Annotated in this window: 7 protein-coding genes; 4 read left to right on the top strand and 3 right to left on the bottom strand. The window is 39.6% G+C overall.

Annotated features, from left to right (window positions below; all coding sequences use genetic code 11):
* Positions 1 to 43 precede the first annotated feature (43 nt).
* Together OOA_RS01020 and OOA_RS01015 are read left to right on the top strand one after the other, a co-directional pair.
* Positions 44 to 1204: an amidohydrolase gene (locus OOA_RS01020; protein ID WP_008910253.1), complete on the top strand. Its 1161-nt coding sequence runs from the start codon at positions 44 to 46 to the stop codon at positions 1202 to 1204.
* Positions 1204 to 2538: an MmgE/PrpD family protein gene (locus OOA_RS01015; RefSeq protein WP_008910252.1), complete on the top strand. Its 1335-nt coding sequence runs from the start codon at positions 1204 to 1206 to the stop codon at positions 2536 to 2538. Before OOA_RS01020 ends, OOA_RS01015 begins: the two co-directional genes overlap by 1 nt.
* A 104-nt stretch (positions 2539 to 2642) precedes the next feature.
* Here the strand turns inward: OOA_RS01015 and OOA_RS01010 are convergent, their stop codons facing one another.
* The 3 genes from OOA_RS01010 to OOA_RS01000 are packed head-to-tail and all read right to left on the bottom strand — an operon-like array spanning position 2643 to position 5812.
* Positions 2643 to 3302: a MarC family NAAT transporter gene (locus OOA_RS01010; protein WP_008910251.1), complete on the bottom strand. Its 660-nt coding sequence runs from the start codon at positions 3300 to 3302 to the stop codon at positions 2643 to 2645.
* A 23-nt stretch (positions 3303 to 3325) separates the two neighbouring features.
* Positions 3326 to 4960, bottom strand: a complete 1635-nt coding sequence (locus OOA_RS01005; protein ID WP_008910250.1) for an FUSC family protein — start codon at positions 4958 to 4960, stop codon at positions 3326 to 3328.
* 3 nt (positions 4961 to 4963) lie between these two features.
* Positions 4964 to 5812: an efflux RND transporter periplasmic adaptor subunit gene (locus OOA_RS01000; RefSeq protein WP_008910249.1), complete on the bottom strand. Its 849-nt coding sequence runs from the start codon at positions 5810 to 5812 to the stop codon at positions 4964 to 4966.
* A gap of 978 nt (positions 5813 to 6790) precedes the next feature.
* Between OOA_RS01000 and OOA_RS20800 the strand changes: the two genes are divergently transcribed.
* Positions 6791 to 6958: a YnfU family zinc-binding protein gene (locus OOA_RS20800; RefSeq protein WP_269078028.1), complete on the top strand. Its 168-nt coding sequence runs from the start codon at positions 6791 to 6793 to the stop codon at positions 6956 to 6958.
* 299 nt (positions 6959 to 7257) lie between these two features.
* Entirely contained in the window at positions 7258 to 15837 is an 8580-nt protein-coding gene (locus OOA_RS00995) for a glycoside hydrolase family 94 protein (protein WP_008910248.1), read from the top strand.
* The last annotated feature ends 147 nt before the right edge of the window (positions 15838 to 15984 follow it).

The following is a 15984-nucleotide window of genomic DNA, read 5'->3' as shown; positions in this document are numbered from 1 at the left end:
AAAAAATAAAAGTAGGCACCTGCGCCTTAATGAGGAGAACTTAATGAATATTAGTAGCCATGAGCAACCACTAGCGGACAAAATTCAAGCATTTCGCCACGAGATGCACCGTTTTCCTGAATTATCTAATCAGGAATTCCAAACCACACAGCGCATTCGTGATGCTTTAACAGAAGCTGGAATTGATATTCTTCCTCTACCGCTAGCGACGGGTCTGATCGCCGAAATTAAAGGCCAACAAGATGGTCCATTGATTGTGCTACGTGCGGATATTGATGCTCTACCAATTGAAGAAGAATCTGGCGTTGAATTTAGCTCTGAAAATAAAGGTGTGATGCATGCATGTGGTCATGACTTTCATACCTCTGCCGCACTTGGCGCCGCAATACTGTTACAGCAAAATGCCGCTAAATTACCGGGGACAGTTAGAGTATTATTTCAAGCTGCGGAAGAAACGGGTGTAGGTGCGCTTGATCTGATAGCAACGGGGGCATTGGATGAAGCAATTGCCATTTTTGGTTTTCATAATGACCCTACACTGCCCGTTGGTGTTCTTGGAAGTAAAGAAGGTGCATTAACGGCTGGGGTTGATCGCTTTGAAATCAAAATCGCCGCAAAAGGTTCACATGCGGCTAAACCACATGAAGGAAATGATCCGCTGATTATCATCGCGCAAATTATTAATGCAACGCAATCAATCATTAGCAGAAATGTTTCTTCCGATCAAAACGCCGTATTTTCCATTACCCAAGTCCATAGTGGAAGTACGTGGAATGTCATCCCAGATACCGCCTATTTAGAAGGTACTGTACGAACATTTAACCAAGCTACACGTGAACAAATTGAACAGCGTTTACGCCAAATATTAACTGGAATTGCAGCAACATTTGATGCAAGTATTGAATTACTCTGGCACCAAGGTCCACCTTCTGTCGTCAATACAGCAAAATGGGTTGATTTAGCCCTTATACAAGCAGAAAAATCAGGATTTGAAGCATTAAGAGTCGAAGCTAGCCCAATTGGTGAAGACTTTGCATGCTATCAACAAAAAATTCCTGGTGCATTTATGATGGTAGGTTCTGGTGGTCCTTATGCTCTACACCATCCGAAATTCCGTGTTGATGATAAAGCGCTCTACCCAACTGCGCGCTATCTCGCACAGTTAGCTCAAACTGCGCTGGAAGAAATCAACGGAAAAGCATAATGAACAGTGACCTAACAATCGCGCTGGCGGAGAAAATTATTGGAGCATCTCCGCCTTCCTCAGCCCAAAAAGCGGCTCGTGATGGTATCAAAGATTATCTTGCCGTGACGCTCTCTGTCACGGAAGGTCACATCAATGATGAAGGCTGGCTTCAACTTTGTAAGCTATGGCCTGAGCGTGATCCTCGCAGTCTAGCACTGCTTCTTGGCTATGCAGGTCATGCGCTTGATTTTGATGATTTTCATGCACATTTTCGTGGCCATCCATCAACAGTTATATTACCGGCTCTATTTGCAGTATTCCCATCGCAAGCAGTCATTGATAATGGACGTTTTTTAAATGCCTATTGTGTTGGTATTGAAGTTGCTGGGCGTTTAGGGTTAGCAATGACTCATCAACATTACCAATTAGGTTTCCATTCGACCGGAAGTCTGGGGGTTATCGCCGCAACAGCCGCGTTATGCTATTTACTTGAAGCCGACGTTGATACAACTGCATGTTCATTGGGTCTTGCCGCAACACAAGCTAGTGCACTACGAGCACAATTCGGTTCAGCCGCAAAGCCACTTCATGCAGGTCTTGCCGCGCAATCCGCGGTGACCTCTTATCAGCTCGCGTCAGCAGGTTTTTCTTCGCGCCCTCATGGGGTAATTGATGCTTTTTTAGATGCGATGAGTAGTAAACAAGCAATACCTGAACTGTTAATAAAAGATTGGGGTAATCCGTGGCGCATTGAGACCCCGGGGCTTGAGTTTAAACCTTACCCCACTTGTGCAGGAACCCATTCCGCCGCAGCTGTCACGCAAATTTTACGTGATCGTTGGTTAAGCAGTGGTAAAACCTTAGCTGGCTTGATTGATAATATTTATCGGATTGATGTTGCATTTCCACTTGGAGGGGATATTGCCGCCAATATTAGGATTCCAGAAAATGGTATAGAAGCACGTTTTTGTCTTGAATATATCATTGCGGCAATGCTAATAAAAGGCGACCTATTACTGGGGGATTTCACCGAACCACAACTAGATCCGCAAATTATGGCATTGGCACAACGCGTATTTCGTAATCCTGATCGAAGTGTTCCTCCTGACGTACTTGCGCCAGAAAAACGTTTTCATCAGATCACATTGCTCCTTTCAGGTTCAATGCAACTCAGCCACCGTTTAGATCGCCAACAATTTTTGCAATTACCTGTCGATTTAAAGCAAAAATGGCATAACTCGCTACCAAACGCATCTTATCAAGAAATAGAAACTTGGCTTGATTTATGTCTTTTTGATGCCCCAGATAGCGCGATGTCTATTCGTCAAAAATTGATTGCAAGTTTGAATTAAATTTATTCATTACTATACCCAAAATACTTCAAGTCGCATATAAGCAATCTCCATGCAACTTGAAGTATCACAGGCATAACTTTGGTTATCATCGCTCATGATAATTAGCTAAAAAAGCCTGACCGAGTGAGCTCTGCTATACCGGTGATAATAAATTGTACGCCCATGCAAACTAATAAAAATCCCATTAACCTTGAAATTGCATCGATGCCCGATTTACCAAAAAACTTCATGATAATATTCGAGCTTTTTAAGCATCCCCACAGAATTATTGAAAAAATAATGAATACTAGTGGTGGGGCAACCAACATTACCCAATGTGGGTAGGCATGTTCATTTGTAATTACTGAAGATGCCATACTGATAATCATCGCAATAGTACCCGGTCCCGCAGTGCTTGGCATTGCTAATGGAACGAATGCAACACTGGAATTATTATCACTACTTTTTTTATTATCATCATTTGTATTATTTTCAACAACAGGAAATAGCATTCTGAAGCCAATATAAGCAACAATAAAACCACCTGCTATCCGTAATCCCGGAATTGAAACGCCAAAAGTATTCATAATAGCTTGGCCTGAATACCATGAGACTATCATAATAAAAAAGACATAAATGGGTGTCATTTTTATGACTTTTTGACGGCCTTCAATTGTCATACCACCAGACAAGCCAAGAAATAGCGCTACAGTAGTTAATGGGTTAGATAATGGTAATAAAACAGCGAGTCCAATACCGATTGCTGTTAACAAATCAAACATGACCACCTCATTTTAATTTAAAATCAAGGTAAAAAACTAAGAATACTTTTAGTATAACTAATATTGACATCTTGAATTTTACTATTCTTGCTTTCTAATGATGATAATATTTTGACTCTATCATGACCTTCTAACACCTGTGTGATAATACCTATTAATATCTCTTTCACCTCTTTATCTTTAGATAATTCATAGATATTCAATAAAGATAATAAAACATAAAGAATATTTAAATTTTTTGTTTTTGAAAATGAATTTAAATTCATAATAATTGTGTTTTTTAACTTTGAAATTTCATTTCCTTTATCTAAAAAAACTTTTACCTTTACAAAAATGAAATTTACTCTTCTTTTTTCTATTTGCTCTGCACTGCTTAATGGTATGATATATAACATCAAAATAACGATAATAATTGAAAAAAGAAGAGCAATTGCCGTATTCGAAAATGAAACAAAATCAAAAACCATCGGATTAGTGAAGTTTATTAGAAATATTATTGATATACATATAACATGTGAAATTAAAAAAGATAATTTCCCTATAGTCTTAAGCACACCTAATAAAAGAAAAACAGGAATCATAATTAATAAAGCCTGTGAAAAACTGGACACTTGAATGAGAAAATAAAACTTCAGGAGATAACTAACCGCAATCACAAATAATGCAACTATAAATATAATAAATGCGAGTTTATTCGCCTTTGGAATAGTAATGCCAAAAGTAAATGAAATACTAACAAGTACTGCTAGAATATATCCGTAATCCCACCCGGTATTAAACCAAAAAACCACACTGATAATCAGACTTAAAACTAATCTCATTGTATTTAAACAAGCATCTCTCCAATCAAAGAAATAATAACAATTAGAATCATTTCCTCTGTCTAATTTATTTTTTATACTAATAAATTGATTATAACCTTTGTATTTCAACATTCCTTTATCGGATAAACCTAGCATAATAAAAGTAATAAACATGGGTAATTTTAACACTTGGCTACTTGTTTTTTTAAATGAAATAAAATTACTTTCATATTGACTTAATTCATCATACGCTACACTTGTCGTAATGATGTCTTTTATATATTTAACTGTATTATCTTTGTGCCCTTTAAATAATTCCGATAGTGCTAATTTTTTGTCCATCTTGATTTTATTCTTAAGCAATTTACTTTGAAAAGGATTTCGTTTAGATGGTAAAACATACATAACAAAAGTATAAGCTACAATACCGATCGTTACTTCCATTAACCGTTCTTCAGACAACTTAAAGATAGTCATCGGTAAAGGATAAACAGAAGTGCCAAATGCAATAATCGCAGAAGTGTATCCAGAGAGCGAAAACATATACTGCATCATGTAGCGTGAAACTAAAGTTAAGAATAAACAAGTAGATAGCCAAGTTATAATTAATGACGTAAATAGCCATTGATCATTAATACTGACATTTGCTATTAGCGTTACGGCAATAACACCAATCAAACTGCCAGCTAACCTTGCTCCCATTTTTGCAAGACTTAATGACAGATCAGGATACCCAATGATTGCAACGGTCATCATTGACCAGTACGGTTTATCAAAACCAAAGTATGAAGATACATACCAAGCTAATATAATTGCCAGCATGTACTTTATTGCAAACATCCAGTTTAATTTCATATTTTATTCTTCAATAAATACAGTACAGGTTGTACCCGGAATAAGGTGTAAACCCTCAATGTCGTTTAAAGAAACTTTAATCGGAACTCGTTGAGCTAAGCGAACCCATGGGTAGTTAGGCTGTACATTTTCAAGAAGCTGATTACCTGTGCTAGAGTTATTATCATCTATTGCTCGACCTATACTTTGCACCTTACCTTTGAGCTCTTCATTATTACTATAAAGTTTTATCGTTACGTTATTATTTATAGCAACATTACGCATTTTTGTTTCTTCTAAATAAGCAATAACATAATAAGAATCTTTATCAATAATAGCGAATAGCGGAGTGGCTGACCTTATATAATTACCTTGTCTTAAATTTAAATTAGTAATGAAGCCATTTACAGGTGATTTAATTTGTGTTCTTGATAAATCTAATTTTGCTTTTTCAATTTTAACTTTCGCTAACTCTATTTTTTTCGTTAAGCTATCCAACCTTGACCTTGCATCTTCAAGTTCCTCCTTCGATATTGCAACCTGGCTGAGTTTAGTACGCCTTGCTAGTTGGCTCTTGGCAAAATTATATTGAACAGTGAATTCATTGAGTTCAATTTCAGATTCACGTAGCTTGATCTCATAATCTGTCGGGTCAACGACTAGTAAAAGCTCACCTTTTTTAACTTCCTGATTATCAATAATTAATAATTTTTCAATTTTACCTGATACTTCAGCTGTTATTTCACTAACTTCCGCTCTAATCCTACCATCTCGAGTCCATGGGCTTAGTGCATAATGATTCCATAATACAAAGATAGATAAAATAATAATAAATATGGATACTACAACCAATAAATATTTTTTTATATTCATTATATAACCACTTATAAATTAGTAATTACATGTGTTATTAATATACAAAAAAACAACATGGAAATATCAAATAGACTCCCCGCGTATTCATTTTTCATAACTAAACCCACATAAAAAACTCTTATTAATAACCATAAAAAAAACCCAAAAAAAAGACTAAGGTTATCCCTGGTATAAAAACTGTACCTCCCAAAATCAAATCTTCCATACAGTCATCCCATGCTCGTTCAAATAAACACTTACACTTTACGTCACTAATTACTCGATATAGTAGTACACTTGCATGATGTATAATAATTTTAAACAGTAACCAGATTAAACATTTGATTAAATAATATGAACAACCTTATTTTGCAGATTATTCATCTAAATAACAAAAGGTAATTTAATGAAATTAGTTTATTATACTGACTAAAAATGACAAAGATTTCAATACTAATTATTAGAATATATATTTGAATATCATACAATTAACCAAAAAAACCCTAATTAACAAATCGTGTTCTTATCATTGATGACCTCTATTTTCAATTCGTAATAATTAAAATAGCATCTGGATAGCATAACTAATTTCTCACTCAAAGAGTGATTTCGCATATATAATTAAAAATGCAAATTAAAACCATCCAATTGACAAATAACGTTATTTTCATCAATTATATTGTTTTATAATTTATATTAATTATAAAAACAACGCATTTAAAAACCCAATAAAACCATTAATCAATAACACCCCAATCATTATAACTGATTTTTAAGCATGATTTTATTTTTGATATTTAACGTTTGTGCTTGATAAGTATATCATTAAATTTAATTTTTCATTTTAATTTAAGGCACGCAGCTTAAATTAACTCGCTATAAATAATTTTAAAAATCTATAGATCAGAAAATATTATTAAGTAATATATCTTTTACTGCGTATATTTTAATCCACTCGTGTTATGATAAAGCTCATTCATTGGAGGATTAATCATTATGCTATTTTTCGATTACCTAATGAAACTAACTGGCGGTCATTCGTCTACAACCAGCGTTACCTGCCCACTTTGTGGCTTTAAATCATCTCAACAAACATCTAAGATTCGCTTAAAGCGCACAATGCTTTGCCCAGGATGTAAAGCGTTATTTATTGCCCCACATTAACACTTTTTTTTCAGTAAAAATTTGCATTCTATATCCGTCATACGTTCAGTTGCATGGATTATATTCTAAACATAGCGGCCTCACTCAGCTAGCTGAGTCACTGTGTTATCAATATTTCTTTTACTTTTTTTCATCAAAACAGCTTCGCTGACTGTGTTCATGCATCTTGAAATATTTTAGGTATATAAGTCATTTTCTTGCAGTCGCTAAATTTGTGACGCCCTTTTTTATCTGAGGGAATGTTTCTTTACGGTTTTAATCGCGACTCCTTTGCATTCACATTGCCATAGAGCAATCCCATGAAAATTAATATTAAGAAGTGGATTAACGCACACCGAATCGTGCCATCTGAATCAGAGAGTTATCGCGCCTCTGATACTAATGTATTAAATGAAAATACAATCAAAGCAGAGTTATTTTCAGCGGCACAAATGGAGTGCTATGGAGAAAAACTCGCGCGCTCACATAAACTTTCTCCTGATAGACTTCCTTATTATCTTCTCAAACGTCTTGGGGAGAATGAAGCTGTCATCACGCAAAATTGTTATTTACTCAATGAAGGCAATAAAGCAAGTATTATGCCTGCGGGAGAGTGGCTGCTGGACAATTACTATTTGATTGAAGAGCAGATCCGAATTGTACGACAACATTTGCCGAAAAATTTTGGTAAAGGGCTTCCCTCATTGACATCACCACATAATTGTCCCCGTATTTATGACATCGCAGCAGAGGCAATTGCTCATGGAGATGGACGTTGGGATAAAGCAAGTTTAGCGAGTTATATCGCTACCTATCAGCAAGTGATGCACCTTACATTAGGTGAGCTTTGGGCATTACCGGGTATGTTACGTTTAGCTTTAATCGAAAATATTCGTCGGGTCAGTATCGAGGTCTCAAAAGCCCAAGAGGGACGTAATCTAGCAGATATGTGGCTAACACGAATTTTTGAATGTGTTGAAAATTCCCCTGCGGATTTGATTTTAGTTATTGCAGACATGGCCCGTACACGGCCGCCTCTCAGTAGCGCATTTGTCGCCGAAATGGTACGCCGTTTACAAGGGCGTGGTAATATACTGGCACTCCCTTTGAGTTGGATTGAACAACGCCTTGCTGAACAAGGTGTCACAACTGATGGGCTTATTTATCTTTTTAATCAACAACTCGCCACCAATCAACTTTCAGTAAGCAATAGTATCGCAGGTCTGCATTTACTGAGCGAAATTGACTGGGCTGATTTCATCGAATCAATGAGCGTAGTAGAGCAAATATTACGGAAAGATCCTGCTGGTATCTACCCTTTAATGCACTTTGATACTCGTAATCATTACCGAAATATTATTGAAATACTCGCGAGACGAAGTCATTTAAGCGAGCTTGAAGTATCTCATTGTTTACTCGAACTCGCTGAAGAAACCGCCCCCAATAATCCCGAAAATCATGTTGGTTATTTCCTGATAGGCGAGGGTCGTAAGCAATTTGAAACACGATTACCCGTAAAAGCATCATTGATTATTCGTATTAAACGTAGTTTTAGTCATGCACCATTATTTTCATGGCTTGGTAGCCTGAGTTTCTTAACCGTTGCGATAACAATCAGTATTTTATATGAAACATCGTTGCAGGAAATTGGCTGGCTTCTCGTACTACTTGTAACGCCACTTCTCGTGGTTATCAGCCAATTAGTGATCAATTTACAAAGTGATGCCACTACTCGGTTTAGCAATCCGCTCCCCTTACCTCGAATGGATTTTTCCACCGAGATCCCAGTGGAATTCACGACAATGGTCGTGACTCCTTGCCTGCTAACTGATCGTGACGCGATAGAAAAATTACTCAACAGCATGGAAGTGTGTTGGCTCGGTAACCAAAGCGACAATCTTTATTTCGCATTATTGACTGACTTTACCGATTCAACGGTGGAAAATTCACCGGAAAATAACACACTACTAGACTGGGTCGTCTCACAAACTCAAAATCTCAATCGACGATATCCGTCTAGCCGACCACGTTTCTATCTACTCCATCGCTCGCCAAAATGGAATCCCCAACAGGGAGTTTGGATGGGCTATGAACGAAAACGAGGCAAACTTGCTTTATTGAACAGCTGGTTGCGCCAACCCAGCTCACAGTTTTCGACTGTTTCAGTTACCAACCCAAGTCAGTTACCGGAACGAGTTAAATATGTCATCACGTTAGACAGCGATACTATTTTACCTCGAGATAGTGCACATAAGCTCATTGCAACGATGGCACACCCGCTGAATCACCCCGTCTTTGACCCAGAGCGTCAACGAGTCGTGAAAGGATATGGTATTTTGCAACCAGGACTGGCAGAAGAGATCCCTCGTAATGGTCAAGGACGTTATGCCGCAATATGCAGTGGTATATCGAGCAATAATCCTTATTTAGTCATGTCTTCGGATATTTATCAGGACCTTTTCAGCGAAGGATCATTTGTTGGCAAAGGGATTTACGATGTTGATACATTTATGTTAGCCACTCAAAATGTCTGTCCAGATAATCTTGTCCTTAGCCATGATTTACTCGAGGGATGCTATGTGCGCTCAGGACTTGTCAGTGAAGTTTTGCTTTACGAACAATATCCAAATAATTATTTATCCGATGCCTCAAGACGTGTGCGTTGGATCCGCGGCGACTGGCAATTGCTTAATTGGTTGAAATCCCGCGTCCAAAAAGCAGATGGGAGTTATAATAAAAATCCATTATCAGCTCTTTCATACTGGAAATTATTCGATAATTTACGACGTAGTTTAGTGACGCCATCCTTACTGGTACTATTATTTTGTTCGTTATTATGGGTACCTAATCCATTTTACTGGTTAAGTATATTAACAATAGTGTGGCTACTGCCAACGGTGCTAACCACCCTTTACGACCTTTTTAATAAGCCTTCACGCCACCCTATTGGGCAACATCTAGTCTTAGTTTTATCAGGCGCTCTAAAACGCCTTTTACGTTCTGGACTCAACTTTCTTACGTTACCGCATGAGGCTGGATATTCGCTTTACGCAATAGCAGTAACGCTCTGGCGCCTAAATGTCAGTCACCGTGACCTTAGTCAATGGGTTAGTTATAGCCCATTAGCTGATCATAAAAAAAATTCACTGATTCGTTTTTATCGAATAATGTGGATGAACGTAATCAGCGGCGTAGTATTGAGTACTTTGAGTTTATATTTCGCACCAAACTTTTTAATTATCTCTGTGTTGATTGGCCTACTGTGGTGTTTAGCACCTTTATTACTCAGTTGGATGAGCAATCAACCTGTTCGTAAATCATTTTCGCCAAACAGCAACCAAAAACAGCTATTGCGCCAGTCAAGTCGTGAGATTTGGGCATTTTTTGAAACCTTTACCTCAGCAAAAGAGAACTGGCTTCCACCAGATAATTACCAAGAAGTACCTCGTTCAGTCATCGCACATAGGACGTCTCCAACTAATATTGGCTTATCACTAATGGCAAACCTGACTGCGTGGGACTTTGGCTATCACCCTGCTGGCGAAGTATTGCAACGGATCACTTTCACGCTTGATACGCTCGACAAAATGGAGCACTTCCGAGGGCATTTGTATAACTGGTATGATACCTTGACGCTTGCCCCCCTTAATCCACGCTATATCTCCAGTGTTGACAGCGGCAACTTCGCAGGACATTTACTAACGCTACGAGAAGGCTTAACTGCCATACGCCATCAGCCATTGCTAAATAGTACACAGATGCTATTAGGTCTGGATGATACTCTGGGAATTATTGAAAAGCACTGGAGAGGAAACGCACCGAAAGCACTGCATTTATTACGAAAAAAATGCACCAAATCCGCCTTGCTACCTCATTCACAGTTATATGCTGAACTCAAAAATATGCTAAACCAAAGTGAACGCTTATCAACCTTATGTCATCAAGATGATCAGCTTGTTTTACGATGGATTGAGCATTTACGTCATCAGCTGTCCCTATTTTGCCAAGAGTGGTCTAGCCTGCTTAGCTGGTTAACACCAATACAGGATCCCCAAGTATTACCATCACTTAGCTGGCTAGTTCAGGCAAAATATACGGGGGATGGTACACCAACAGAATCCGTCATTTCACTAGCTCGTCTCCGGCTAAATATTATCAGTGAGCTAGAACAACGGCTCACTGAACACGCTCGAATGGATTTCACTTTCTTATATAGTAAAGTCACTAATCTACTCAGTGTTGGCTACAACTGTGACAGCAATTTACTAGATAAAAGCTACTACGACCTGTTGCCGTCGGAAATTCGTTTGACTAATTTTCTGGCTATCGCCACCAATCAGCTGCCATTAAAAAGCTGGTACGCACTGGGTCGCTTATTTACTACTATTGATAAAGAAACTGCTCTCATGTCTTGGAGTGGCTCAATGTTTGAATACCTGATGCCAAACCTAGTAATGCCAACGTGGCCGGCTAGCTTACTTGATGAAATGAGCCAATCTGCAGTTAAACGCCAAATACTTTGGGGAAAAGAACGAGGTGTACCATGGGGCGTTTCAGAATCCTGTTACTACTCATTTGATATACAACAAAACTATCAATATCAAGCTTTTGGTGTGCCTGGGCTTGGTTTACGCCGAGGTCTGGCCGATGATATGGTCATCGCGCCATATGCGACATTTCTCGCCTTGATGGTTGCACCACAGAAAGCCTGCGAAAACCTAATCAGATTGGAAAAAAATGGTGCTCGCGGCGAATACGGTTTTTATGAAGCGCTGGATTATACGCCATCACGCCTCGCAACTGGACAGCTCTATGCAGTTGTACAATCATGGATGGCTCATCATCAGGGAATGGCATTTCAGGCACTGTCTCACGTACTACTCGATGCGCCAATGGTTGACAGATTTATATCCAGTAAAGCATTCCAATCAGCAAGTTTGCTTTTACAGGAACAGGTGCCTGATGCCATCGATTTATACAGTACACGTCGTCAATTTGAACATCATACGGGAGTGATAAAACCGGTTCGCTATGAACCTCGGATTTTCAGCGATGCGAACAGCTTGGTACCTGAAGTTCAGCTATTATCAAATAGCCATTATCATCTAATGATGACCCACACGGGGGGTGGATATAGCCGTTGGAATGATCTTGCACTCACACGCTGGCACAGTGATGTAACCTGCGACAACTGGGGAGCCTTCTGCTACATCAAGGACACACTCTCAGGTGATGTTTGGGGCAATACTTGGCAACCCACGGGTAATGCTGATATTGATTACGAGACCATATTTACCGATGCGGAAGCGGACTTTAAGTGTACTAATAAAACACTTAGCGTCAGAACGCAGGTTGTCATTTCTCCTGAAGATGATATTGAACTACGTAGAGTAACCCTGCTACACCGGGGTCACCTACCGAGAACTATTGAGTTAACGACTTATGCTGAAGTCGTCCTTGCACCTGCCACCAGCGATTTGGCACATCCCGCATTCAGTAAATTATTTATTCAGACCGAATTAATTCCCACACACGAAGCAATTTTATGCCATCGACGCCCCCGCACACCAGATGATCAATGCCCATGGCTGCTTCATATGATGGTTGTACACGGTCATTACGCTAAAACCGTTTCGTTTGAGACCGATCGAGCTAAGTTTTTAGGACGAGGCAGAAGCCCAGTAGATGCATTAACGCTCACACAAAGCGGGCAACTTAGTAATACGTCAGGCCCTGTTCTGGATCCAATACTGGCAATACGACAAACCATCACGTTACACCCAAGGCAGCCTGTCATTATAGACATCGTTTATGGTATCAGCGACAGTCGTCAACTTAGTTTGGCTCTTTTGGAAAAATATCGTGATCATACTATCGCTGACCGCGTTTTCGAACTGGCGAGATCACACAGCCGAGTCGTCTTACGACAAATGAATGCAAACGAAGATGATGCAACTCTATTTAACAGACTCGCGAGCGCGGTGCTTTACCCTTGCCCTGAACTCCGTAGTGATGCCAATATCATCAGCCGAAACCGGCGTGGGCAATCCAGTTTATGGGGATGGAACATTTCCGGTGACTTGCCTATTGTACTGCTTAATGTCACCAGTAATGAGAGCATTCGCTCAATAACTACTCTGATTCAAGCGCATCATTACTGGCGGTTAAAAGGATTAGCGGTAGACTTGGTAATCCTCAATAATAGCTCAGATGGTTATCAACAAGGCCTACAAAATCAGATTATGGAGCTAATTTATGCAGGCACAGAAGCAAATCTACTAGATAAAACAGGCGGAATTTTTGTTCGTAATGGTGAACATCATTCTGTCGAAGATAAATTACTGTTGATGAGTGTTGCACAAATTTATCTCGATGATCGCGCTGGTGAATTAAGCGAACAATTAAATCAACGTCTTAATAAAAAAGTAACGCTACAAAAAGACTTTATTCCTCGTTCCGTATTAGGAATAAACCAGCATACTAATTGGATACCAGATACCGAACAGTTACTGCATTATAATGGTCACGGTGGTTTTTCTAAGGATACCCGTGAGTATCACATTATACTCAGGGAAAATTCACCAACACCGGCACCATGGTCAAATATATTGGCAAATGCTGATTTTGGAAGCGTGATTTCAGAAGCTGGGCAGGCCTATACTTGGTATGAAAATGCCCATGAATATCGATTAACACCATGGGAAAATGATCCTGTTAGCGACCATAGCGGAGAGTCATTTTATCTCCGTGACGAAGAAAGTGGTAAAGTTTGGTCACCAACTACGCTCCCCATACGGGGTCAAGGCGATTATTTGACACGCCATGGTTTTGGCTACAGCGTATTTGCTCACCGTGAAAATGGCATTGATAGTGAGCTTACAATACTGGTCGCGGAACATGCCCCCGTAAAACTCGCCATTTTGACACTCAAGAATAGCTCTGGACGTATGCGAAAGCTCTCCGTCACTGGCTATGTTGAATGGACATTGAGTGAGTCTCGTAGTAAATCAGCACTTCACATCATCACGCATTCGGCCAATATCTCAGGGGGCTGTGGTGTGATGGCAAATAATTTTTATGGTAGCAATGGTGCCGAACGAACCGCATTTTTTGCGATAACAGGCGCTCATTGCTCGTTTACGGGCAATCGCCATGAGTTTATTGGTCGCAATGGTAGCTTGCAAAAACCAGCAGCAATGAACCTACACAGACTTTCAAATAAAACAGGGGCTGGTCTCGATCCCTGTGCAGCTGTGCAATCAGCAGTATCTTTAATCGATGGTGATCAGAAAACGTTTATTTTTGTCCTAGGTGTTTGTGAAGATCAGGCGCAAGCACATACGACAATCACTCACTATCTGAACGAAGCTGCGGTTCGTTCAGAACTCAATAATGTTAATCATCATTGGCACTCGGTGCTCGATAAAATCGTTATTAATACGCCTGATACTACGATTAATCCTTTAGTGAATGGCTGGCTGCTATACCAAACAATTGCATGTCGTATCATGGCTCGCAGTGGTTACTACCAGTCAGGAGGCGCATTTGGTTTTCGCGATCAATTGCAAGATAGCATGGCGTTGAGTAATGTCGCACCAGAACGTTTACGTGAGCAAATTTTACTCTGTGCATCACGCCAATTTATTGAAGGTGATGTACAGCACTGGTGGCATCCACCTTATGGTAATGGTGTGCGAACGCAATGCTCAGATGATTATCTCTGGCTACCTCATGCGGTTTGTCATTATGTGGAAACAACGGGAGATAGCGGAATTCTCGAACAATACATCCCTTATTTGGAAGGTCGTCAGCTCAAACAAGGAGAAGAATCCATCTACGATATGCCCGTTATCAGTACCATAGAAGAAACACTCTGGGAACATTGCCTTAAAGCAATTAAGCATGGTCTACAGTTTGGCCAGCATGGGCTATCGTTAATGGGTTCGGGAGACTGGAACGATGGCATGAACCGAGTCGGAATAGAAGGCAAAGGCGAAAGTGTCTGGTTGTCTTTCTTTTTGTACGATATTTTACAACACTTCGCAGATCTTGCTGAGTTACGGCAAGACAATACTGTTGCAGTTATGTGCCATACCGAAGCAACAAGTTTACAGAAAAATTTAGAGGCTACGGCTTGGGATGGTAAATGGTATCGAAGGGGATACTTTGATAATGGTAATCCACTGGGTTCAGCAACCTCACAAGAATGCCAAATTGATGCGATTGCCCAAAGCTGGTCAGTACTTTCTGGTGCAGCCAGTCCAGCACGTAGTACACAGGCAATGCAAGCATTAGATGAACGTTTAGTTGATAGCAATGCTAAATTAATTAAATTATTAACTCCACCATTCAATGGACATGGGCCAAATCCGGGCTATATTCAAGGCTATCTACCGGGTGTACGCGAAAATGGCGGGCAATACACCCATGCTGCCATCTGGGCAATAATGGCCTTTGCAAGAATGGGTAACACCGAACGAGCTTGGCAACTCTGGGAAATGATCAACCCAATTAACCATGGTCTGAATACTAACGATATACAACGTTACAAAGTGGAACCATACGTTATGAGCGCTGATATTTATAGTGTCTCTCCACATATTGGACGTGGCGGATGGAGTTGGTATACAGGCTCAGCAGGCTGGGCATACCGTTTGCTCACTGAAGAATTATTGGGAATTAAACGTCAAGGTGAAGTCATTCGCATACATCCTTTGCTTCCACATAGCTGGCCATCTATTAGCCTGATATACCAGCATGGCACAAGTCAGTACCAAATCACCGTTGTGCGCAGTAACCAAGACTACCAAGCATCGCTAGACGGAGTCATACTCACCGATGACAGAATTCCACTGCTAGAGGATGGGGAAAACCATACTGTCGACATTATACAGAGGTAAGACAAGCCTAAGAAAAAACGATTACGCTGAGCATTCTACTTTTTCTGTATGATATAAAAACTCGCTTCGTGCGAGTTTTTTCTTATTTTCCCATTTTAAATTTAAAAATTAAGACGACTCACTGTAAAATTATATTTATACAAAAAA

The sequence above is a fragment of the Providencia burhodogranariea DSM 19968 genome, from assembly GCF_000314855.2.
In the GTDB taxonomy this organism is placed as follows: Bacteria; Pseudomonadota; Gammaproteobacteria; order Enterobacterales; family Enterobacteriaceae; genus Providencia; species Providencia burhodogranariea.
The sequence above is the reverse complement of the archived record's forward strand: the minus strand, read 5'-3'. Positions and strand labels throughout refer to the sequence as shown.

Bases quoted from the DNA above. Each gene is read 5' to 3' on its own strand.
- OOA_RS01020 (WP_008910253.1), top strand. From the start codon at position 44: ATGAATATTAGTAGCCATGAGCAACCACTAGCGGACAAAATTCAAGCA.
- OOA_RS01015 (WP_008910252.1), top strand. From the start codon at position 1,204: ATGAACAGTGACCTAACAATCGCGCTGGCGGAGAAAATTATTGGAGCA.
- OOA_RS01010 (WP_008910251.1), bottom strand. From the start codon at position 3,302: ATGTTTGATTTGTTAACAGCAATCGGTATTGGACTCGCTGTTTTATTA.
- OOA_RS01005 (WP_008910250.1), bottom strand. From the start codon at position 4,960: ATGAAATTAAACTGGATGTTTGCAATAAAGTACATGCTGGCAATTATA.
- OOA_RS01000 (WP_008910249.1), bottom strand. From the start codon at position 5,812: ATGAATATAAAAAAATATTTATTGGTTGTAGTATCCATATTTATTATT.
- OOA_RS20800 (WP_269078028.1), top strand. From the start codon at position 6,791: ATGCTATTTTTCGATTACCTAATGAAACTAACTGGCGGTCATTCGTCT.
- OOA_RS00995 (WP_008910248.1), top strand. From the start codon at position 7,258: ATGAAAATTAATATTAAGAAGTGGATTAACGCACACCGAATCGTGCCA.